13 protein-coding genes are annotated in these 24,448 nt (G+C 33.8%); all 13 read right to left on the minus strand.

What is annotated here, in order from left to right; genetic code table 11:
• Nucleotides 1-9: 9 nt before the first annotated feature.
• The 13 genes from FN795_RS01435 to FN795_RS01495 all read right to left on the minus strand — a co-directional run bounded on the left by FN795_RS01435 (nucleotide 10) and on the right by FN795_RS01495 (nucleotide 24,438).
• Entirely contained in the window at nucleotides 10-1,452 is a 1,443-nt protein-coding gene (locus FN795_RS01435; RefSeq protein ID WP_142448947.1) for a glycoside hydrolase family 28 protein, read from the minus strand.
• A 34-nt stretch (nucleotides 1,453-1,486) separates the two neighbouring features.
• Nucleotides 1,487-3,037, minus strand: coding sequence for a glycoside hydrolase family 28 protein (locus tag FN795_RS01440; RefSeq protein ID WP_142448949.1), 1,551 nt, complete (start codon nucleotides 3,035-3,037; stop codon nucleotides 1,487-1,489).
• A 46-nt stretch (nucleotides 3,038-3,083) separates the two neighbouring features.
• Nucleotides 3,084-4,721: a sodium:solute symporter family transporter gene (locus FN795_RS01445; protein WP_142448952.1), complete on the minus strand. Its 1,638-nt coding sequence runs from the start codon at nucleotides 4,719-4,721 to the stop codon at nucleotides 3,084-3,086.
• A gap of 75 nt (nucleotides 4,722-4,796) precedes the next feature.
• A complete protein-coding gene (locus FN795_RS01450) occupies nucleotides 4,797-5,942 on the minus strand; it encodes an acyltransferase family protein (RefSeq protein WP_142448954.1) in 1,146 nt (381 codons plus the stop codon).
• A 67-nt stretch (nucleotides 5,943-6,009) separates the two neighbouring features.
• Nucleotides 6,010-9,156, minus strand: coding sequence for a glycoside hydrolase family 2 TIM barrel-domain containing protein (locus FN795_RS01455; protein ID WP_142448956.1), 3,147 nt, complete (start codon nucleotides 9,154-9,156; stop codon nucleotides 6,010-6,012).
• 97 nt (nucleotides 9,157-9,253) lie between these two features.
• Complete coding sequence (locus FN795_RS01460; RefSeq protein WP_035644309.1) at nucleotides 9,254-10,126, minus strand: inositol oxygenase family protein; 873 nt, start codon at nucleotides 10,124-10,126, stop codon at nucleotides 9,254-9,256.
• Nucleotides 10,127-10,248: 122 nt separating this feature from the next.
• Nucleotides 10,249-14,286, minus strand: coding sequence for a hybrid sensor histidine kinase/response regulator transcription factor (locus FN795_RS01465; protein WP_142448958.1), 4,038 nt, complete (start codon nucleotides 14,284-14,286; stop codon nucleotides 10,249-10,251).
• A gap of 58 nt (nucleotides 14,287-14,344) precedes the next feature.
• Entirely contained in the window at nucleotides 14,345-16,174 is a 1,830-nt protein-coding gene (locus tag FN795_RS01470; protein WP_142448960.1) for a metallophosphoesterase family protein, read from the minus strand.
• Nucleotides 16,175-16,394: 220 nt separating this feature from the next.
• Entirely contained in the window at nucleotides 16,395-17,165 is a 771-nt protein-coding gene (locus tag FN795_RS01475; protein WP_244289933.1) for a DUF4861 family protein, read from the minus strand.
• 163 nt (nucleotides 17,166-17,328) lie between these two features.
• Nucleotides 17,329-19,125 carry a hypothetical protein gene (locus FN795_RS01480; protein WP_142448964.1) on the minus strand — a complete coding sequence of 599 codons (1,797 nt, stop codon included), beginning with the start codon at nucleotides 19,123-19,125 and terminating at the stop codon, nucleotides 17,329-17,331.
• Nucleotides 19,126-19,209: 84 nt separating this feature from the next.
• Nucleotides 19,210-19,776, minus strand: coding sequence for a hypothetical protein (locus tag FN795_RS01485; protein WP_142448966.1), 567 nt, complete (start codon nucleotides 19,774-19,776; stop codon nucleotides 19,210-19,212).
• A 12-nt stretch (nucleotides 19,777-19,788) separates the two neighbouring features.
• Nucleotides 19,789-22,065 (minus strand): GH92 family glycosyl hydrolase, encoded by a 2,277-nt coding sequence (locus tag FN795_RS01490; protein ID WP_142448967.1) that lies wholly within the window; start codon nucleotides 22,063-22,065, stop codon nucleotides 19,789-19,791.
• A gap of 66 nt (nucleotides 22,066-22,131) precedes the next feature.
• A complete protein-coding gene (locus tag FN795_RS01495) occupies nucleotides 22,132-24,438 on the minus strand; it encodes a GH92 family glycosyl hydrolase (RefSeq protein WP_142448970.1) in 2,307 nt (768 codons plus the stop codon).
• Nucleotides 24,439-24,448 lie beyond the last annotated feature (10 nt).

Here is a 24,448-nt window from a genome sequence, read left to right on the forward strand (position 1 = left end):
TCAAAAAAATTATTGTTTTTTCACTGCTTCATATTTCTCAGGAAAAGCCGATTCTCCGTCTAGATTAGTGACTTTTAAAATCGCTACGTTTTTGCTTTCTACAGCATATTTAAAATAATCCGGCTTATTGTTTCCCCAAGTCACAGAGCAATTTTGAACTTTTATATTTTCTGCCGTATCAAAATAAAATCCTGAAGTACTTCCTTTTATAAAACCATCAACTTTTGAAGGACGACGATCATAGATTCCTCCAGGAAAATTTGAAGTTTTATCAATTGATACATTAACTCCTTCAAAAACAATATTTTTGATTTTATCTTTAGTTTCTCCGCTGACATAAACGCCATTTTCACCAGTACATTGAATATTGGTAAAATAAATATTGCTTATTGTTCCCACTTTTCCTTCAGTTGCTCCTTTCGGAAATCGCCAGTTTGCATCTTTGTGATTGCCACTGGCACGGCTGTAGGCTGTCACATAAATGGGTTCTGCTTTTCCCCACCAAGTGTCTGTAGTCAAACGGCCTTCAATAATTATGTTAGAGAAAATTACATCACTTACTGTTCCTTCATCTCTATTTTGAATTCCTACTCCACGATTGCTGTTTTTAATAATGCAATTATTAAAAACCACTTGTCTGATTGCATCCATATTTTCTGAACCAATTTTGATAGCACAACTACTGCTGGTCATCGTACAATTTGTCACAGTTATATTTTCACACGCTCCAAATTCTTCAAATTCTCTTCTGTTTTTAAGGCAAATGCAGTCATCACCGCTTTCGATATAACAATCACTTATGCGAACATTTTTTGAATGATCAATGTCAATCCCGTCACTATTGCGGACTTTTAAACTGTTCAGCAAAGTAATCCCACTAATTACGACATCATTACAACCAACAAGATGAACGGTCCAATATGCCGAATTTCCAATATGAACGTCTTTAATTCTGATATTTTTTCCTCCAATTAAAGTCAGAACATGTGGTCGTGGATCGAGAATATTAAACGGTTTCAAAACATAAGAATCTGCCAGTTCTTCTCCCATAAAAGAAATTCCGTTTCCGTCAATTTTTCCGCTTCCGCTGATGGTAAAATTCTCAATATTTTTGCCGCCAATCCAAATTGTGCCTTCTCCTTTATTATCTCGAAAAGCGCTTTCTGTATATAATTTTTCATCTGGACTTGCTAAAATTTTTGCACCTCCTTCAATATGCAACTCTACATTTGATTTTACATTAAAAGGTCCTGCTAAAAATGTAAACGGAGCAGGAATTAATACTTGTCCGCCTGTTAAACTACAAGCATCTATTGCTTTTTGAATCGCTGCAGCGTCGTTGGTTTTACCGTCTCCCTTGGCTCCGTATTTTTTCACATCATACACTTTTTGTGCGATAGCAGTCAGTGAAACACAAAAAACAATTGCAGTAATTATTGATTTCTTTATCATTTCTTTTTTATTTATAAATCTAATTCTCTTGAATTTACCTTGCTGGCAATACATAAGTATTTTGAGCAGGTTCACTTTTTCTTTTTAAAGCTTCTGCATCAAGATTGCTTGACAAAACATCTTTAAAAATAATCTGATTTGTTTTATCTGAAGGAACATCAATTTTTTCCATTTTCAATCCTTTTACATCATCAAAAACAAATGCCGGACGAAAATCCTCCTTTTCGTGAGTTACTTTTATATTCTTCATTTCAATTCCTTTGACATGACGAACGTAAAATCCAAACGAAGGCAATTCTCCAAACATAGTAAACTCAGGATATCCTTTCTCATTTTCAAGAACATCTTTTAATCTGCTCAAAGGCAAATAAGCCATTCCTTTTGAAGCTCTTCCGGGATAAGTAATTTCAATATTTTCTAAAACTACATTTTCAATAGAATATCCAGGAATTCCGGCAATTGAAGCAGGAAAAGGATTGTGAAAATAATCAACTTCTGGTCCGCGCAAATCATAATCAATATCAGGACGACCAAACGGAATTTGAGCTTTAACATTTTTAATAGAAACATTTTTGATATAACCTGGCTTTTCCCCATTTCGATGACCTAAGCGAATTAAAATGGCATTTCCAGTATTTACAGCTGTTATATTTGATACTTTAATATTTTCAATTTCGGCGCCATCTACAGATTCAATTGCAATTGCCGATCTGAAAGTGTCGTAAACCTGAATATTATCGATAGTAACATTTTTGAAACTTCCGTAAGAACCTGTTCCAAATTTAACCGCACTGGCACTTGATCTAACGGTACAATTTGCGATATAAATGTTACTATTTTGCAGACCTGGAGAATCTGATTTTAAACAAATACCGTCATCAGCTGCGTTTACATCGCAATTGGTTACGCTTACATTTTCGCAACCATTGATGTCAATTCCGTCATTATTCCAGTAGGCTCGGCTGTTGACTTTTATGCGATCGACAATAATATTTTTAGATTGTTCAAAACATTGCACCCATCCTGAACTGTTTTTCAATGTAATGTCAGTCATTTTTATGGAATCACATTTTACGAAAGAAACCAATTTTCCTCTACCATCTGCAGGACGCATTCTTCTGTAATTATAATTGGGATCGATTTTTATTCCAAAATGATGTAAACTATCTACTGCCAATGCCAATTCCCTCCCTTGACCGTCAATAATTCCTTTTCCAGTTATTGCAATATTTTTTGAATTATAAGCCAGAACCAATGCTCTTATTCCTTCATATTTAGGATAATCGTTTGGATTTATACTTCCTAAAAGAATGGCTTCTTCTTCAAAAAATAATTCGACGTTGTCTTTTAATACAATACTTCCTGATAGAAATTTTCCTTTTGAAAAAACAACTCTTCCTCCCTTATTTTTATACGCAGCATCAATTGCTTTTTGAATTGCCGTTGTATTTAATGTTTTACCATCAGCTACAGCACCAAAAGCCGTAACTAAGTAATCTTTACCTTTTGCGTAAATCCCAATGTTATAACACAATAGAAAAAGCAATATGGCAGAACTTTTCTTTAAAAATCTTTTATTAGTCATTTTTATGTTTTTTTACTTTTATAAAACCGAAATCTCATAAAACTGTTTACCAAAAAACAGTATACAATGCGATTAAAATTCCGCAAATAATAAATGATCCAATGATAAACTCTGAAGTTACTTTGAACATCGATTTATCGACCACAATTTTATGCATTTCATGCTCCTGTTCCTCCTCTGGTTTTAAAACACTAATCGCTATCATAATCAAAACTATTGCAATAAATGTGATGCTCATTCTATCTAAAAATGGATAATTTGGAAAAGAGCCATTTGTCCATAATGGTAAAAATTTCAAGACTGCCGCAATTGGCACTGTCAGCAATGCACCTGCAAGTCCGGCTGTAGCAGTTGTTCTTTTCCAAAACATTCCTAATAAGAATACGGCAAGAACACCTGGCGAAAAGAAACCTACATATTCCTGAATAAATTGATAAGCTTGATCTAATGTTTTTAAAGCTGGTGCAACAAGAGCTGCGATAAACATACAGACCACTACAGAGATTCTCCCAATTCGTACCAATTTTTTTTCAGAAGCCGTTTTGTTAAAGTATTTTCTATAAATATCTAATGAAAAAATAGTCGAAATACTATTGGCCTTTCCTGCCAAGGAAGCCACAATTGCTGCAGTTAAAGCCGCCAAGGCTATTCCTTTTAATCCCGGAGGCAATAAATTCATTAAGGTTGGATACGCACGATCTGGTTTTAAAACTCCTGTTGCATCAAGCATTTCATGCTGAAACATTCCGTTTTGATGCATTACATACATGGCAATACCCGGCAAAACCGCAATAACCGGAACTAATAATTTCAGGAATGCTGCAAATAAAATTCCTTTTCGGGCCGTTTTTAAATCAGCACCCAATGCTCTTTGCACAATGTATTGATTACAGCCCCAATAAGCCAAATTATTAATAAGCATTCCTCCAATGATTACTGAAGTTCCAGGCAATTCAGCATAATGCGGATTTGATTTATCAAATATCATTTTTAAATGACCCGGCGCTTCTTCTTTTATAATGGCCAATCCTTTAAGTATGTCTTTTCCAAATCCAAATTGTTCTGAAAGCAAAGTCAACGCCAAATAAGTTGTCACTAATCCACCCAATATCAAAACTATAACCTGAAACATATCGGTATATCCAATTACTTTCATTCCTCCTAAAGTTACGATAACAGAAAACAAACTCAATGCTATAATACAAAATTCGAAGCTTAGTGGCGCAATTGACGAAATTGCCAAAGCTCCCAAATAAATAATAGATGTAAGATTTACGAATACATATATCAATAACCAAATTACAGCCATAATTGTACTTACGGTGTCATTGTATCTTTTTGCTAAAAATTGTGGCATTGTAAATATCTTGTTTTTAAGATATACCGGCAGAATAAAAACGGCAACGATAATTAATGTTGCAGCCGACATCCATTCATAAGAAGAAATTGCTAGACCAAGCGCAAAACCTGATCCGCTCATACCTATAAAATGTTCTGCCGAAATATTAGAAGCAATTAAAGATGCTCCAATCGCCCACCATGTAAGTGATCCCTCGGCTAAAAAATAATCATTAGAACTTGTCGCTGCATTTTTCTTGCTTCTATAAATATATACTCCGTAGGACGCAACGATGAGAAAATAAATGAGAAAAACGATGTAATCTGCGTTTTGTAAGGTATTCATAATTTGGTGGTTATTGTTGGTTAGTATAGTAAAGCTTTATTTTGATCAAATGATAAAATTTATTTTAATCATTTTTTAGACCTTTACAAACCACTTTCTTTTATACAGAAAATAAAGCAAGGCGAGCTGTATAAATGTGACAGACATAGTTGTAAAAACTGGCTGCCAATCAATTGAAGAAAATTTGATAAGTCCTCCAAATACATAATCTGCAGTATGTTTAAAGTTTACCAATCCTTCTGATGCCATATAAATCAAAATCGAATTTGAGCCAATTAATAGTAAAGGAAATGCCCATTTATAAAAACCTAAAACATCAATTGTGAGGTAAAAAAAAGTAAAAAACAAAATACTGAATCCACCAACAAAACACACAAAGGAACTAGACCACAAATGCTTATTAATTGGAAAACTATAATCCCATAAAAGTCCTAAAACAATCAAAATAATTGCTGAGGCGATCATCATCAGTATTTTTTGACTTATCGAAAAATCATTTTTAGATTTCAAAAATGTTCCCAAAAACATTCCAAGCAAAGCTGTTGCAATGGCTGGTATAGTTGAGAATAAACCTTCTGGATCATATACCTGACTATGTAGTCGTCCTGGTAAAAAAAGTCGGTCAATGTATCCTTCTAAAGAACCTTCTTTGGTTAAAATACCAGCTCCAAAACCTGGAACTGGTATCAGCTTCATTGCTAAAAAATAACCAATCAAAATACCTATGAACCAGTATATTTGCTTTTTTAAATCAAAATTCAGAAAAATTAGGCCTGCAAAAAACCATGCAAGTCCTATGCGTCCTAAAACGCTTGCAAAACGGGTTTTATCAAATCCGTCAAAACGCAATATTCCATTGACCACAAATCCTAAAATCAATAAAATACAAGTCCGTTTTAACATAGACAGATATATTTTTCTTTTTTCGCTTGACGGCAATTCCATTGGAGATGTCACACCTGCGACTTTCATTTTCTTTTCGAACGAGAACGGCATTGAAACTCCGGCTACGAATAGAAATACAGGGAATATCATATCATAAAATGTAATCCCATCCCACTCTGTATGATGTAATTGCGACGACATCCAGACAAAAATCGGAATTGGAGCGGCTTTCGCCAAAGCATGAATGATATGTTCACCGCTCATAATCCAAAACATCACGAACCCTCTTAACGCATCTAAAGAAGTTAATCTTCCATTTGTGATATTATTAGTCATACGTTACTTCTTTAAATGCTTATTTCCTGTCGATGACCTAAGCCTCGACTATTTTTTTACTTTATTATTATTTAATTGGTTTTATTACAAAACCGTAGCTGTATTCGCTTTCTTTCAATAAATATTGCTCATGCGGATATGCTCCCCAACTTGTATCTCCTCCTAAACCTCGTTGAGTCAAATCGGCACATACTACAATTTCTTTTCTTGGTGTGATGTCACTGATGTGCTGATTCTTTTTTGTCAAACCCGGATCAAAATCACTCGGATAATTATTCAGTGTACTCATTCCTAAAGACTGCAATCCTTTTATTTCTAGTCCGTTGCCATATTTATCTGAAAGTTTAAACCAGCGAACATCAGTTTTATATCCGTTTTCCTGCGGACGTGTATAGGACACATACTGATCAGCAACTTTACTTTGATAAATTCCTTTTAATGCCGAATCTTTTCGATCGGGATAATTTTCCCACGGGCCTCTTCCGTAATAATCAAGATTTTCGAAATCACTTTTTAAAGAAAAAATCATTCCGAAACGAGGCATTTCTGGTACTGGATTATTCCCTCTTTTGAAAGATGGAAGTATTTCTAAAGCGCCATCATTATTTAAAGAATATTTAATGGTATAATCTGAAGAAACGTCATTAAGTTTCAACTTGGCTACAACATAATTTTTTCCGTTTTCCTCTGTTTGCTGAATTGATTCTAAAGTATAATTATTGCCAGCAGTTCGCCAAACATTTGATTTTATAGGCATCTTATTTCCAAAATCATTATCTGTCGGCGCTCTCCAAAAATTAGGTTCAGGATATTGTTTAAAGTATTCTTCGCCTTTTGAGCTGTAATATGTAATCAGTCCTGTTGTTTTACTAATCTTAACTACAACATTTGCAGCATTTAAAACAAATTCTGTTTTTTCTTCTTTTATACTTGAAGATGAATTCCTTTGAACTGCTTGTGTAAAGTAATCTCCGTCTTCGATAACAAATTGTTCTCTTGCTATTTCAAAATTTTGAGGCATTAATTCAGAACCTGTTTTAGTATTTGCAAAAACATTCAATAAATATTCAAAACCAGGTTTAGACGTTATTTTTGGCAAATCAATTTTAAACTCTTTTTCAGATTTCGGATTTAAATCAACCTCAATCTGACCTTCTTTTATAACTTTTCCATTTTCTAAAACTTGGTAATTAAAGTTGTAACTGCTCAAATTTGTAAACCCAAAATCGTTTGTTATTTTAATTACTCCGTTTTTAACATCAACAGCATGAAATAAAATATCCTGATATACTTTTTTTACTTCAAATGCCGCCGGATTTGGTGTTCTGTCAGGTAAAAGCAATCCGTTATTACAGTCATTTTCATCATTCGTATAATTTTGGCTTCCTAAATCACCTCCGTAAGCCCAGTATTTTCGGCCAACTTCGTCTTTCGCTTCAAATCCCTGATCAACCCAATCCCAAATGAATCCGCCTTGCATGTTTTTACTTCCACGAATAATATCCCAATATTCCTGAAAATTTCCGTTACTGTTTCCCATTGCATGAGAATACTCACACATGATGAAAGGTCGTGTAACTTCTTTGCGCGAAGCATATTCTTTCATGTATTCAATCTTTGGATACATCGGACAAACGACATCTGTATTTTCATTTTCTTTTGCCTGTTCAAACTGAACCAATCGGGTTTTGTCTCTGTTTTTTATCCATTTATAAGCATCATGAAAAACTTGCCCGTTTGCACTTTCATTTCCTAAAGACCAAATGATCACTGAGGGTGCATTTTTATCCCTTTCGACCAAACTATAAATTCTGTCCATGTGAGCATTGTACCATTCCCGAAGATGACCTGGATTAGTTTTTGGATTCATCCAAATAAGAGGTTGTCCCTCGACCCCCATTCCGTGGCTTTCGATATTGGCTTCATCAACTAGATACAATCCATATTTGTTGCAAAGTTTCATCCATAAAACATTGTTCGGATAATGACTAAGGCGAACTGCATTGATATTGAATTGCTTCATCAATTTGATGTCTTTCATCATCGTGGCTTCATCCTGATAATGTCCTGTGATAGGATTTGTTTCATGAATATTCACACCATGAAACATGATTCGGACACCGTTTACAAGCAATTGCCCGTTTTTGAGTTCTACTTTTCTGAAACCAATTTCAGTAGAAACAGATTCTACTACATTTCCTTTTTCATTTTTTAGAGTAAGAACCAAATTGTACAAATTAGGTGCTTCAGAGCTCCATAATTTTGGATTTGATACATCTTGGGAGAAATTGATTGTCTGAATTTTATTTCCTTCGAAATTTACTTTTAACTCTTTAGCAAAAACAGTTGTTCCTGAAACATCAATTAATTTAGCTTCCAATTTCTGATTGTTTACAGCTATTGAAGTCAAGTTTTTCAAACTGACATCAACATTTAGACTTCCATTTTTATAATTGGTATCTAAATCTGGTTTTGCAAAAAAATCGGAAATCCGAATGTGATCTGTACTGTACAAATAAACATTTCGATCAATACCCGAAAGTCTCCAAAAATCCTGATCTTCAAGATAAGAACCGTCGCTCCATCTATAAACTTCAACAGCCACGTTGTTTTTTCCTGGTTTTAAATATTTCGAAATATCAAATTCGGCGGGACTTTTTGTGTTTTCGGTGTAGCCAACTTTTTCTCCATTAACCCAAATATACATGGCTGAAGTTCCTGCTTCAAAATGAAGAAATACATGTCTGTTTTTCCAGTTTTCCGGCAAAATAAAATCTCTTTTATAAGATCCAACCGGATTATCAGAATGGTTTATAAAAGGAGGATTTCTTTCAAAAGGGTATGTAATATTGGTATAAATTGGAATTCCGTATCCTTTAAGTTCCCAATTTGAAGGCACTGAAATCTCTTTCCAGTTTATGGTATTAAAATCTGCTTTATAAAAATCTTTCGGGCGCTCATCTGGTGTTGGTGCCCAGGAAAATTTCCAATTTCCGTTTAACGAAAAATACCAAGGCGAACTAGTATAAATATCTTTTATTGCCGATGCTTCATCTGCATAAGGCAGGAATGATGCACGCGCTGGCTCCCTATTTATCTGAAATACTTCAGGGTTTTCCCAATCGTTTCTACTGTTTTTTTCTTGTCCAAAAACAATAGAATTGCAAATCGTAAAAAAGGTTAATAAAAGTATTCTAGTTCTAATTTTCTTCATTATTTTTCTTTTTATAAAACCATAAAGAGTTACACCTGCAAGGTTTTGAAACCCTGCAGGAAGAAGCTCTTACTCTAAAAATGTTGTGATTTTTATTCTAAAAATTCAGTTTTTCCGGCAAATATTTAGCAACTAATTCTTTGTAGTATGGAAGCAAGGCTTTTACATCTGGCTTAACAGGTGCTTTTGTATATAAATCGTATGGATTGAATTTTTTAACCCATTCAAACATTTCTACATCTTTTTCATTCATCAAATGTGCGTAGGCATTTTCTCTGTGTTGTGAGTAAAATGAATGATATCTGATCATATATAAAGCTGGATCTGGCAAATAATCTTTCATGATCTGATACAAATATTCATCATGGCCCCAACTCATTTTTACTTTATCCAGGCCACAATTTTCAGTATAAATTCCCAATTTGGTATTAAACCTACTATCTGTGTAATCTGGATTGTCTTTGAAAAATTCTGGATAAACTATTTTATCCGAATACGCACAGCCTACAGGAAAAGTATCTCCAACAACAGCCCATTGTGGTTCTCCAAACAAACATAAAACTTTACCAAGATCATGCAAAAAACCAGTTAAAACAAACCAGTCTTCGTGCCCATCTGCTCTAATAGCTTCTGAAGTCTGTAAAAGATGCTGTGTTTGATCTAAATCTATGTCTGGATCACTGTCATCAACAAGTGTGTTTAAAAATTCAACCGCTTCCCAAATAGACAAACTCTTTTTATTAAACTGCAAAAATTCTTCTTCTTTGCTGCAAACAAAATCATAGGTTTGATACGTATGATTCATTCTGTAAAACTCCTTAACCGTTTCTACTCTTTCTGAATCAACATAGTTTCTAAACTCTTCTTTCTCTTTTATATTTTCAGCTGGGTCAGGATAACGTATTAACAAATCGTCTTCCCATTCATCCAAATTCTTTAGCGGTTTATCTGTGTCTATTATCTTTTTCATGTTGTTTTATTTAAAGATTACTACACAAAAATATACTATCAATTAGGGAATTAAATGGACTAATTCGTCAAAAACATGGATAGATTCTAACCACATTAATTGATTTACAACATATTACAAAATCACCCTGTAATTAACTTGCTTGGCGGGAAACCAAACTGCTTTTTAAAACATCGGCTGAAATATAGAGGATCATTAAAGCCAACTAATTCTGTAACTTCAGAAACATTATATCTTTTTGTTTTCAAAAGCTGCGCAGCTTTTTTCAAACGTATAGTTCTAATAAATTCGTTTGGAGCCAAATCTGTAAGCTCTTTAATTTTTCGATAGAGTTTTGAAGAGCTAACACCTAATTTATCACAAAGGAATTCTGTAGACAATTCAACTTCGCTCAGATTATCGTTTATCAAACCTGTGATTTTTTCCATAAATTCTTCATCAATAGGAGAATGTGTAAGCAAACCAACTTTACTTTCAACTTCGCCTGAGAATTTTTCTTTTAACTCTAATCTCGATTTAATAATATTTTCAATCACCGTTTTTAGCAATGAAGGCTCAAACGGTTTTACAATATAACCGTCGGCACCAACGCCGTAACCACGGACCTTATCATCATTTTCAGAAAGCGCAGTTAATAAGATAACCGGAATATGACTGATAAATTCATCTCTTTTCAATTCCTCACAAAATTCCAGTCCGTCCATTACTGGCATCATAACATCTGCCACACAAAGGATTGGTTTAATTTGTCTGCATAATTTCAGACCTTCCATTCCGTTTTCGGCTTCATAAACTTTGTAATAATCAGATAGATAATCAACCAGATATTTTCTTAGTTCGGTATTGTCTTCAACCACAACTATTTTTTGCTTCAGTTCTGTATTCTGGAGAATCTTTTTTACCGTTTTCTCCGGAATCGACATGCTCTGATTATCATTTTTCAAAACAAATTCAAACGCTTCTTTATCACTGTAACAACTGCGATCGATTGGCAATTCAACAGTAAAAATACTTCCTTCTCCTTCTGTACTTTCTAATTTAATTGTTCCTTTATGAAGCGCCACTAAAGATTTCACCAATGATAACCCAATTCCAGATCCCGTATTTTGATCCTTATTGCCTTTAACCTGATAAAAACGCTTGAAAATTTTCTCTTGACTTTTTAACGGAATTCCAATTCCATCATCACTAACTTCGATAACTAACTTCCCTTCTTCTCCATCTTTAAGCCTCATGAATAAATCTACATTTCCGAATTTATTGGTAAACTTTAAAGCATTGGATAATAGATTGTATAAAATTTTATCATACTTATCATTATCAACCCAGCCCGTTAGACTTTCGTTTTCGGTATTAAAATTTAATGTGATATTTTTATTGTAAGCCAGCTCTTTAAACGATTCAAAGATGTTTTTAGAATACGAAATAATATCTGTTTCAGAAACTTTAAGTTTTAATTCGCCAGCCTGAGCACGCCTAAAATCTAAAACCTGATTTACGAGATTCAACATTCGGCTTGCGTTTTGATGAATCAAATTGTATCTGCTTTTTTGATAATCGCTTGCATTTCCTTCTTCTAATAATTGTTTGGCAGGACCCAAAATTAAAGTCAAAGGCGTTCTTAATTCGTGTGAAATATTGGTAAAAAAACGAAGCTTTTCATTGTTGAGTTTAATATCCTGTTCTCGCTTAATTTTTTCGGTCAATAATTCTTGTTTTAAGCGAATACGGTTTCTAATTTCTTTTCGAACAAAATAAAAGATAACCGACAAAAGTATTAGAAACAGAAATAAAGCAAATGGCGTCAACCAAAAAGGAGGCTGAATTACGATTTCATAAGAAACTACTTTGCTCCAATGTCCATCGCTATTACTTGATCTGATCTTAAAAGTATAAGTTCCCGGATAAAGATTGGTGTATTGCACCGTTCTGGAGCTACTATTTGTCGTAATCCAATCTTTATCAAAACCTTCCAGCATATATTCAAACTTATTAAGCTTTTCGTTTGTAAAAGAAGGCGTCGAAAATTGAAGTGAAAAATCTCGGTTTTTATAATTTAGTTCTATCTTTTTACTGTAATTCAAATCAGATGAAAGTGGTACTTGTCCGTTAATTTCTGTTCCCGGAACAATCTCTTCATTCTGAATTTTAAATTCGGTAATCACTGGCGATGGCGACCATTTATTATTGATTATTTTATCCAAAGAAAAATAAATAATCCCGTTTTTAGTCCCTAAATAAATATTAGAACTATTGAAATTGAAAAAACTACTTGAGCTAAAAACATCCAGTCGGTTACCACTTTTTACATGATAAACGTTTACATCTTTTAAATTCGAATTAAGTCTTGCTACAGTATTATTGTTAATATTTAGCCACAAATTTCCCTTGCTGTCTGACAACATATCTGTTATCCAGTTTCCGGATAGCTCTTTGGGATTTGTAAGCGGAATGAAATTATCTTTTGAAGCTGAATAAAGACACAACCCAACACGCGTTGAAGCCCAGATTCTTCCTTTACTATCAACTAAAACATCACTAATATTATCATCATGCGGTATGCCTTTTTCTTTAGCATAAAGCGATTTATAGATTTTTATATTCGTAGTTTTTGTATTGTATTTTGCTACGCCGGTTTCAGTCGCAATCCAGACATTATTGTTTTTGTCTTTTTCAATGGCATTAATTTGAAAACCCGGAAGCAATTTACCCGAAGCAGATTGAACTTGCAATGTTTGCGTATTCAATATCACAGCTCCTTCTCCAAAAGAGCCAATCATAATGGTTTGATCTCCAATCTTGCTAAAAGCAAAAACTGGTGTCGTATTAAACCCAACATTTACCTCTTTTGAAGAATTCGTCATATAATTGTACACCAAAACGTTCCCATTCCAGAGACCGCAGTAAAATATTTTTCCGTCGTCAGAATAAATACTTACCATGTCTTTTTTGTTGTTGTATAATGGTGCAAAACCTTTTGCAGTAGATATAAAAAGTCCGTCGTGTCTTGTTTCGACAATTACTTTTCCATCATATGTTTTTGCGAAACCTCTAATTCTAGGAGATTGATTTCCAATATAATGCGAAATATCTTTATTGAGAATAAACTGGTTTTCATAAGGATCATATTTGTCCAATCCATCTTCGGTTCCAATCCATAAAACTCCGGAAGCATCAAAATATAGTGCCGAAACCAAATTGTCAACTATCGAAGTATCATCAGACAATATCGAATAATACCATTTGTAATTTCCTTTTTGAATATCTTCCAACTGATTGCAAACCAATAAACCGCCAAGTGTTCCAACCCAATATTTTCCATCTGGAGCTTTAGCAACCGACAAGAAATAAGGTCCTAAATTATTCCTGATTTCTTTATTTTCTATATAAAGATTTACAAACTTATTTGCTGCTTTATCGAGTTTATAAAGACCTTCGCGCGTTCCTATAAAAATATCCGACTTTGCATCTTCATAAATAAAATTAATGTATGGATTTTTTTCTGCTGAATTGGGAACCGATAAAGTGTAATTATTGATACGAACAATTTCACCTTTGGCATCTAAAGTAATTTTTGCGACCGATCCAGTTTCATAACTTCCAACCCAGATTCCGCCACTTTTATCTTCAAAAATTTCATTTACATATTGAAATCCCGGAATCGAAACTTTCTCAAAACGGTTTTCTTTCTGGAAAAACATATAAACTCCTTTGGTTTTGGTTCCTACCCAAACCCTTTTGAATTTATCTACATGTACCGCTCTAATTTCTTCATCAGGTAAGCTTTTTGGATTGTTTGTCTGAGGCAAAAATGTTGTAAATTCGTTCGTGTCAATTTTATAACGTGTCAGACCTTTTCTTGTACCAATCCATAAAATGTTTGAGCTTTCATCGAGATCTAAAGCCGTAATATCATCATTATGCAATCTATTTTCGCTTGGTGAAGAACTCATGTATTTTTTAAACTGATATCCATCAAAACGATTCAGCCCAGAGAAAGTACCAAACCACAAAAAACCTTTTTTATCCTGAACAATATGGCGCACCGAATTGTGTGACAATCCATTGTTGTCATTATAATGATCAAATTTAATATTCTGAGAATAAGAATAATAACCAATAATCAAACAAAAGAATAATATAAAGGAATTCTGTTTCATAAAAGGAATTATATATGCAAGCTAATTATTTTTCAGCATTAAAAATCTTAAGATTCATTTAAGGTTTTATGCGCTCAATTGTGTTATTTTTTAAGTTGATTTTAAAATGATTTGAAGGCTGACTGTTCATTGTCTTTAAAAATATTTTTGCCCATAAAACCATTTTCTCATCACTAGATTTTTCAAGTTGTTTGCAGATGATTTCATATTGTTTCAATCTGTTTAAACCAATTTCGGGAGCTGCTAATTCATCTGCATTTTTTAATCTGTAAAAATCAAAAATCATATCCCGACCTTTCCATGATTCAAAATTTTCAAGTGCTAAATTATTCGTCGATAATTTTTTTTCTATTTCTGATGAATTTTTATTGATCTCTAATAAATCTTTACCTGAAAGATTTACAAACGACGCTAAAAATGCGGTTGGAAAATCTTCTGGCAAAAATCGAAGACGCACTAATTCTTTTAAATGCCACTGTGTAAAATCCTCATAATCTTTGGTTTTCAAAATATCTTTATTCCAAATATTTGGGCTTTTTATATCTTGTAAATGCGCATATTCCTCTTCATAGAAAGGGAATAAACTATTAAATTTTGGAACAGAACCAACCACTACAGTTTCTATCTCAAAATCAGAATTTGAATGTATGGTAAGTATCTTATAGGCTGGTTTATAAGCTGCCAAAGATGGAGTTTGAATATTGAATAATGTATTTCCGTTTGCCGATGTTTCCACTCCAGTATCATTGATATGCATATGTCCACCAAAGTGAATCTTAATACCTACATCTGCAAATATTTGTGCTACTTCTTCTTTAGGAACTCTTGATAATTGCATTTTATCTGAACCAAAAAGTTGCTTCATTTCCGTCGAAGCATTATCGTTAAAATCAACCATTGGATAATGACTAAAAGCAATCAGAATTTTTCCTTTTTGTTTGGCTTCCGCCGAAACTTTTTTAACCCATTCAATCAAATGTTTTTTGTAAATAACAACGTTATTATAACCTATACTTGCTCCCGAAAAATCATTCGGATTATTGGGCGAACCTGATAACTTTTCATTTGGAACATACGCATTTGCATCAATCGCCAAAAGCCATATTCCTTTTGTTGGTTCAACCAAATAACTTGCATCCGGAAGAAATAAATTGGTATCTTTTACAGGATAAATTCGCTTTTCTAAGGCCGATTCTTTTACTGCTTTATCAAAATTATAATTATCATATGAATAACCTGAAAAAGGAGTTTCCCAATACAAATATTCTTTTTTTGGAAAGAAGCCAAAACTAGACATTTCATTCAAAGTCTCTTTATAACCTCCATTTTTTATATCAGATGTAATGATGGCTTCTAACTGATTTTCTTTTATTTTTAAAATAGTTTTAGAACTGCTGATAATTTGTTCTTTGCCATCTTTTCCTAAAAAATCTGTCTTAGCTGCGTCCTGAGCAAACGGTTTTGGAGCATCATGATTTCCGGTTGTTACAAAAAATGATATCCCATACTTTTTTGAATACTCATCAAGAATTTTTCGTAATCCTCTTATGTGAATTGGCTGTCCGTCATCGCTGAAATCACCCGGAAGTGCCACTTGTTTAATGCCTCTTTTTGCAATATCGTCCAGAGCCGCAATAAAGGCGAAATAATTTTCATTGAATATTCGGGTCGAATGCAATTGTGAGTTCATCGTCCTAATATTAGCATATTCGCCAGTCATAGGATTCTTAATACCTTGGTAATTATTATCTTGAAATTTCCCGAAAATGTCACCTAAATGCGCATCGGCAATAAAAGCAATTTGTTGCGGTTTTCTTTCTTCTGGTTGTTTAATTTTACATCCATGCAAGGCAAACAAAAGCAATATTAAACACGATATTCTAAACATATAATTTTATTCTTTTTTACGTTGGAGATAATCTGCTGATAACTTATTTAACACATAGAAACATAGATTTGGAACGATTAAAAAAGGCGTTTCACTTGTAAAAAAACATAGTCACCTATGTGTTAGAGACTAGTTTCTTTTTACTTTCTTTTTTATAAAAAACCAATGTTTCTATGTGTTTAAAAAAATCATGAATTATGCTCAACGAAACATCGCTACACTATTTTATGTAGGCTTCTAGCTTATCCAAAGTATTTAATTCTTGTTCTCTGGCGCTTGAAGAAATGATTTGGGTTTCTAAATTTTTAGTTGGTTTAGAAATTAGCAGATACTGTGTTCCATCATCTTTCGTTTTTTCATAATCTTTAGGATTATATTTAATTGCAGCTCCAATTTCAATAACTTCGGCGGCAACATCTTCAGGGTGTTTTCCCCAAACGGCAATATAATTTGTTCCCTTTTTAGTTTGGAAATCTTTAAAATAATTTACTCCAGTCGCAAATTGTACTTTTTCTCCAGTTAAGCTAACTGCTTCAACTTTAGCTTCTCTTTTTCCTGAAAATACAGTTACACGAACTAAAATATCCACTTTTTTGCCTTTGTACGGAACTCCTTTTGAAATCATTTCCATCCATGAAGTCGTATCTGTTTTGCCAACACGTGCCAAACGATTCGTCACTGGATTTAACGGAACTAATTTTTCTCCATCCCAAAGTTTTACCCCTCCTAATCCTACAGTTGACGCCACTTTATAATAATCAGCTCCCCAGCCTTCCTTTTGCTGTTCTGCTGTTGGATACCAATGTGCCGCTTTCAATTCTAAACCTGGTTTTGCTTTTGAATAAACATCGATCGCGACTTTATCACTAAAATAGATTCTCAATGCCATCCATTCATTTTCGACTGCTGGTCCGTGATGTCCAATTGTTTGATACAAATCGCCTGATTCTGAGCCAATATCAGTTAAATAAGTAATTTTATCAGACTTCATATACAAACTTGTGTCGGTTTTATTTTGTGCAAAACAAACACAACTAAACATAAGGGCGGTCATCAATGATAATTTCATAATTTCAATTATTTATAGTTTTAAATTTAATTCTCGTAAATTTAAACTAACATTTTAATACTTTTACTATTACGCAAACGATTTCTCAAGAAATAGTCATTTTGTGATAAAACGGTGTAAATCCGGTAATGTAAACATGTTCTCCACTAGTACGCAGACTGCCTTGATGATAGGTATATTCTTCGCTGTCTAAATTTTCAACGTTATAATGTTCACATTTTCCGGGACCAAATTGTATTGTGTCTACTGTGGATGAAGTTTCTCCAGATCCAGATTTTAGAAAATAGTTCTTTTTTACATCCTGTTCTGCTCCTTTAATTATAGTTCCTTCACTAAAGCACATTTCAATTGTAACTTCAACATTTGGCGGACCGTCTACTTTAAAATCTAAATTTAAAGCGCCATTATTTTCAGTGATCTCAATTATTGTCGTTTGCAATTTTACATTGCTTTTAACTCGTGAATCAAAATCCATTTTATTCCAGAAACGGCCATCTGGCGAAGGTGATAATTTATAATCGCCATCGGCTTTACGGAATTCTGGAGCAAGAGGCTGATAATAATCGCCTTCTTTGATTTCTTTCAAAATATATTTGTTTCCTTCTTTTACAATTCCGTCACTGCTAAAATATCCCAACCTAAAAAATGAAGTCGAAAGCCGCATATATTTTAAGATTGCATCTCCTTTTCGATACATTAAAAAGTTTGGATTTGAGGATCTTCCCGAAACAACTTGCAGCGGTTTATCATTTCCTCCAAATAATGTCATCGAAGACTTGCCGCGTCTAATTCTCGCTAAATTTGAAACTGCAAAAAACTTTTCAAAATCATTTGCAACTTTTCCTTCAACAGGAATCTCTTTTTGAAGTTCTGGATTTTCCATAAAAAAGGCTAAAGAATCTGGAAGAATGTCACTGTTAAATTCTGGAAGACTTTCAATAAGTTTAACCATATACACAAACATTGGATTCTTGGTATGAATAGCCATATATCTATACTGCAGATAAAATTTGTTTACTTTGATATTCATAAATTGATCCTGTCTTTTTGAATCAACTGTTACCAAATCGCCATTTGTTTCGGTATAATAAAAATATGTTGTCAAATTTTTATTTACGATATCTAATAACTGCGGTCGATTTAGCAATCGTGCCATCGTAATAAGCGCTTTGTCGATTACGGCAGAATATACTCCGCTACGTTCTGAATAATGGCCATCTTCATTGAGGTAAATTCCTTCGGCGAGCCATTGGTCAATTCTTTGCACATATCTAGCATCTGGGTAAAGCGAATTTATACTTGCCAGAGCAGCACAAATTACCCATCGGTGATTTGGAGTATGAACACCGCCGGTTGTCATTGCTTCACCGGCGTTCTGTATAAACTTTTTTAATTTGTCTTTTATCTCCGCTAAATCTTTTTGCTTGGAAACATTCAGTAAAACCGCGGCAGGACAAATGTATTCTAAAATAAAAGCAGTATCAGGAGGCGATTGTCTGTTTCCTCCGGCGTCAAGTGTGCCATCATTGTATTGTTCTTTCAGTAAAATATCTACAGCCTGATTTAACTTTTGAGCTACAGATTCTGATTTGTAATATTCAGATTTTGAATTGGATATCGAAGCTGCCAAAACTGTTATAGCACCGGCTATTGGGCGAAAATTACTGATTCTGATTCCCGGTTCTGTCAGCGCTTTACTTAATATGATTTTTACTTTGGCATCATTGCTCGAAATGAGCTTTTGCATCAATAAAATATCTTCTTTTGAAGGATTATTATTTGAAAAAAAATCATTGGCAAAAGCTAAGTCACTTACTAAAGTTCCTGCCAACGAAAGGCTTCCTAGCCTAAGAAATTCTCCACGGCTCATTTGATTTTTCATAAAATCTCATTTTGGTTGTGATAGTTAATAGTTTGTGTGCCAAATTGTAAAACCATTGGTCAGATGGTTCTTTTTTTTGATAAATTATTTATCTACAATTTTCACAAGTGTAAAATTTATTCCTAAAGGATTTTCGGTTATTTTACAGATTAAAGGAAAATCCGGATTCTTGATAATCCACATTTCGGTTTTATCAATCTGAGCCAAAACGTGATAAGCATCAATTGTTTTTCCATCTAAAATTACATTGGCATTATCTGTTTTTTCATCCAAAACATAAGTAGTATTATTGTAAATAAACTTCTTGGTTTTTACCAAATCCTGATAAGCCAATCGAGAAATCATAAAAAATGTTTCATTAGGTTTTAATGCTAAAACAGGTGAAAATTCGCCTTGATTAAAACTTAATGCATTTCCATTTTTTAATGCTTTTTGACTTATAATAATACTGCTTTTTACTCCTCTTGTTTCCAAATTAAACACAAGCGTATCTTTTTCCATTTTGGTTAAGAGTGTTAAAGATCGTGTTTGTCCATGCAATTTGCAGACGTAACTCAACTCAGTATTGTTCTTAATTGAAGGAACGTAATTTTGTGAAAATCCTAATTGAAATATTGCACAAAAAAGGATTGCTAAAATTGTATTTTTCATGTGCTGAATATTTTATTTTTTTGGTGGTAAAATTGTCGTTCCCCAAGCTGAAGGTTTTGAGTCCATTTCATAACTTAATTCCCCGCCTTTCATAATATCATCATGAGAAATCCATGCTTTGTTGTATGGTTTTCCGTTTAAAAAAGCTGTCTTTATATATTTATTTTTAGCATTCATATTCTTAGCTGTAATCTTAAATTGATTTCCATTTTCCAACTGAATACTTGTTTCTTTTATAAAGGGTACATTCAACAAATAATATGGCTGACCAGCATTTGGATATAATCCCATCATGTGAAAAGCAAGCCACGAAGACATTGCTCCCGAATCATCGTTTCCAGGTAAACCTTCAGCAGAAGTATTGAAATTATTTGTGATAATTTCGTGAATTCTGTCACTGCTCAAATACGGTTTTCCTATCCAGTGATACAAACAAGGTGTTAGAAATGAAGGTTCATTTGCAACATTGTACAATTTTGAATCGAAAAAGATATCCAATCGCTTTTTAAACGCTTCATCACCACCTGATTTACGAACAAGTTCAGGTACATCATGAGGAATACTGAAGGAGTATTCCCAAGAAGTTGCTTCGTAAAAAAACACGCACCAATGACAAACATACCACGGCGACTCAATAATTACGGGAGTATATCTAAATGTTGGTTTTTGAATTTTTGATTCTCCAAAAACAATATCATCCAACCAATTTCCCGATGCGTCTTTTGGCATAATAAATCCCTTTGCTCCGTTATTTTCATAATCAGAACGCCATAGATTTTGCCAGCTGTCAGCTTGTTTCATGTACTGATTATATAAATCCGTATAACCCAATCCTTTTGCTACAGTCGCAATATTGTAATCATTATAGGAGAAATCAATCGTCATATTTCCTGCTCGAGGAACATTATAAGGCACATAACCCAAACGTAAATATTCCATCAATCCTCCTCTTCCTTCTTTTTCTTCATTTCCTCCAGGAGGCACTGTAGCATCTTTTAGCATTGCTTTTAATGCCAATTCATAATCGATTCCTTTAAGGTTTTTCACAAAAGCATCTGCCACGACAACCTCAGCATTTGAACCGCCTTGTGTACGACCGTTATCATTTCCGCTTCTGCCTTCCGGCATATAACCGTCTCTTTTGTAAATGTTCAGCATCGCATTTACGATTTCAACTTGGCGCTTAGAATCAATTAATGAAATCAAAGGACTTGAACTTCTGAAGGTATCCCAAATACAGTAAAAATCATCGTAATAAGGCTCATCGTTCGTCCATAAAGGATTTTCGCCTGTTCTGTTTACTGGCGCGAGCATCATGTGATACAAACCTGTATAAAACATTTTTTTATACTCCAAAGATGTATCTGAGGACAGTTTTATTCTGCTCAACAAAAGCTCCCATTTATTTTCTAAACTTGTTAATACAGCATTAAAATCCCAATGCGGAATTTCGACTTCTACATTATTTTTTGCTTTTAATTCACTCAGGAACGAGATTCCGATTTTTACATTCAGTTCTTGTTTTCCTTCTTTTCCGAAAGAAAGCAATGCCGCTGTTTTTTTTCCAGAATCAAATTGAGCCGATTTATCGCTATAAAATTTTCCATCTTTCCAAGTAACATATTTTGCAATTGGCTGATCAAAAACAGCCCAGAAATAAACCGTATAAGCGCGCCCGTTATTCCATCCGCCGCGAATTCTGCTATAGCCTCTAACTTCGTGATCGGAAACAATTTCGATTTGCGAACCTACAAATTGCTGAGCTTCTCTTCCGTCTGGTTCAGGTGATTCCCCTAAGAAAAAACCCGGATCGATTTTTAAATCTTTAGATGCATTTTTTGGATACGTAATTCGGTAAAATGAAGCTTTTTCGGCTGTTGTTATTTCTGTTTTGATATTATTTTCTTTGAAAACAGTTTCATAATATCCCAATTTTGCATTTTCCTCAGCTCTATGCGAAGTTTGATCCAGTTTATCTAAAGTTCCTGAAAATGGCATAATTTGGATATTCCCATATTTAGGACCTCCGCCAGTACCGCTAACATGAACTTGGCTGAATCCTGTAACTTCTTTTGGCAAAGCAAGCCATCCGCTGTTTGAATTTACAGTACAATCCGGGCTCGGTTTTACCATTCCGTAAGGACAAGAAGGGCCAACAAAAACTCTTCCCACACCTTCTGACCCAATCATAGGATCTACATTAGTATGAACGTGATTTTGTGCATTAATGGTAATGGCAAAAAATGATGATATTCCTAAAAAAAGTATAGTCTTAGTATATTTTTTCATCTGCTTATTTTATACTTTAATTGTTGTTTTAATCGTATTGAGAATATTTATTTTAAAAATTTGATATTATGGCTTATTCGCCATTTCTAAAATTAATTCGCCTCCGCCTGTAATGTCATTATGCGAAACTGTGAAATTCTCAACAGGTTTATTATTGAATTTTGTTTTGCTTATATAAATATTTTCTGCACTATTATTAACGGCTTCAATTACAAACTCTTTGCCTTTGTAATAATCTGGATTTAATTGAATTAACACTTTATTAAAAATAGGGCTTCCTATTTGATAAACAGGATTTGCATCTGTTCCACCATTCATTTGAAACAATCCAATCTTGAGCAATACGTTCAAACTTCCCATTAAACCTTGATCTTCATCGCCATTGTAACCTGTTGTTGGAGATAATCCGCTGAAGGTTTCTTTTATTACCTCGCGTGTCCAATATTGCGTTAAATCTGGTCTTTCAATCAAATTAAAAACAAAAGAGGTTTGTATTGAAGGCTGATTTCCAAAATTAATTGGAATTCGGCTAAACTCAGGATGTAATTCTGCATCATGCGAAGTTCCAGAAGTAAATTTCATTTTTTTAGCCGTTTGAAATTGTGTATTTAATTTTTCTACTGCTTTTACTTTTCCACCCATCAATTTAACCAAACCCTCAATATCATGCGGTACAAACCAAGTTGCTTGCGCGCCATTGGCTTCTATAAAACCATTTTCATATTTATACGGATCATAATTAGCTAGCCATTTTCCATCAACATTTTTAGGGCGCATCCAGCCTGATGATTGATCAAAAACGTTTTTATAATTTTGAGATCTGTCTAAAAAATATTTATAGTCCTCTTCATGATTTAACTTTTTTGCCAATTGAGCCAAAGTCCAATCCTGATACGCATATTCTAATGTTTGGCTGGCTCCGTCCTGATGACTTCCAAATTGTCCTTCAGGAAGCGGATAAGGAACATAGCCTTTATCTAAATAATATTTTAATCCTCCTCCACTATTTGTATTGTGCTCGTATCCGGCCTTTCCCATAATACCATTCAGCATATGATTTTTCTTCAAAGCGATATAAATCGATTCTAAATCGTCTTTTACAATTCCTTTTTGAATGGCAGTCACAATAAATGGCGTAGTCGAAGCTCCTGTCATTACGTACGTATCATTTCCTCCAGCTGGACCACGCGGAATCATTCCGCCATCTTTATAATATTGCATTAAGGAATGTACAAAATCATCCATGATTTCAGGATAAGCAAGTCCCCAAAGCGTATTGATTGTCCATTGAGCGCCCCAAAACGAATCGGAATTATATTGATTGAATTTTGGTTTTCCTTTTGCATCGATTGGCAATTGCCCAATTCTGAATTTTTCTCCGGTATTATCTGGATACGCGCCATTTGCATCACTTATCATTTTTCTCCCTTGCAAAGCATGCCAAAGATCTGTATAAAATCTTCTTTGATCCTTTTCTGTACCGCCTTCTATTTTAATTCTTCCGAGCAGACCGTTCCATTCTTCACGTGATGCTTCAACTATTTTGTCAAAATCCCAATGCGGTAATTCTTCCTGAAGATTAAATGAAGCATTTTCAACCGAAGTATAAGAAATACCAACTTTCATCAATATTTTTTTATCGAAATTACCGAAGTTAACCAAGTAATTTCCAGTTTTAGAATCTTTCTCAACAGAATTTATCGGAACATTCAATTTAATTTTGAAGAATACTTTTAACGGTTTTGGACGTCTGAAATTGGTGCTTAAAACCAATGAACCTGAAAGTTCATTATCGTTATCCTTTTCTAATATGCCATCTGTATTTTCACATGGTCCTAAAATCGTATTCAGATTCAAAAGAATTGCTTTTTGAGCATTGGCAGGAAACGTATATCGGTGAAAACCTACTCTTTTTGTACTCGTAAGTTCTGAAGTAATTTGGTATCTGTCTAATATTACCAAGTGATAACCAGGAGTTATTTTTTCTGTGTCATGACTAAATTTAGAATAAAAATTCTTAAAAATCTCTTTTCTATTTTCGTTAGAAACCACAACCGGCATTACTGAAAGTCCTGACAATTGCCATTCATGAACATGGCTGAATCCTTTTATGGTATCTCTGTCAAATTTATAACCACACCCCCAATCACCATTAATTTCTGTATCGGGACTTAAATTTACCATACCAAATGGACGGCTCGCGGATGAAAAATAAAACCATCTTGAGTTTTGAGTATCCAGCAAAGGATACACCTTATCTACCAATTGATTTTTTTGGAGATAAGCTGTTTTTTCGCTTTGGCACGATACTAAAAAAATAAGACATAAACTTATTCCTAAATATCCAATTTTATAAATTTTACTTAATTCCATTATTTTGTCC

This window comes from Flavobacterium resistens (assembly GCF_900182645.1).
Taxonomy (GTDB): Bacteria; Bacteroidota; Bacteroidia; order Flavobacteriales; family Flavobacteriaceae; genus Flavobacterium; species Flavobacterium resistens.

Coding starts and splice junctions, on each gene's coding strand:
- FN795_RS01435 (WP_142448947.1), bottom strand. CDS start 1,452: ATGATAAAGAAATCAATAATTACTGCAATTGTTTTTTGTGTTTCACTG.
- FN795_RS01440 (WP_142448949.1), bottom strand. CDS start 3,037: ATGACTAATAAAAGATTTTTAAAGAAAAGTTCTGCCATATTGCTTTTT.
- FN795_RS01445 (WP_142448952.1), bottom strand. CDS start 4,721: ATGAATACCTTACAAAACGCAGATTACATCGTTTTTCTCATTTATTTT.
- FN795_RS01450 (WP_142448954.1), bottom strand. CDS start 5,942: ATGACTAATAATATCACAAATGGAAGATTAACTTCTTTAGATGCGTTA.
- FN795_RS01455 (WP_142448956.1), bottom strand. CDS start 9,156: ATGAAGAAAATTAGAACTAGAATACTTTTATTAACCTTTTTTACGATT.
- FN795_RS01460 (WP_035644309.1), bottom strand. CDS start 10,126: ATGAAAAAGATAATAGACACAGATAAACCGCTAAAGAATTTGGATGAA.
- FN795_RS01465 (WP_142448958.1), bottom strand. CDS start 14,286: ATGAAACAGAATTCCTTTATATTATTCTTTTGTTTGATTATTGGTTAT.
- FN795_RS01470 (WP_142448960.1), bottom strand. CDS start 16,174: ATGTTTAGAATATCGTGTTTAATATTGCTTTTGTTTGCCTTGCATGGA.
- FN795_RS01475 (WP_244289933.1), bottom strand. CDS start 17,165: ATGAAGTCTGATAAAATTACTTATTTAACTGATATTGGCTCAGAATCA.
- FN795_RS01480 (WP_142448964.1), bottom strand. CDS start 19,125: ATGAAAAATCAAATGAGCCGTGGAGAATTTCTTAGGCTAGGAAGCCTT.
- FN795_RS01485 (WP_142448966.1), bottom strand. CDS start 19,776: ATGAAAAATACAATTTTAGCAATCCTTTTTTGTGCAATATTTCAATTA.
- FN795_RS01490 (WP_142448967.1), bottom strand. CDS start 22,065: ATGAAAAAATATACTAAGACTATACTTTTTTTAGGAATATCATCATTT.
- FN795_RS01495 (WP_142448970.1), bottom strand. CDS start 24,438: ATGGAATTAAGTAAAATTTATAAAATTGGATATTTAGGAATAAGTTTA.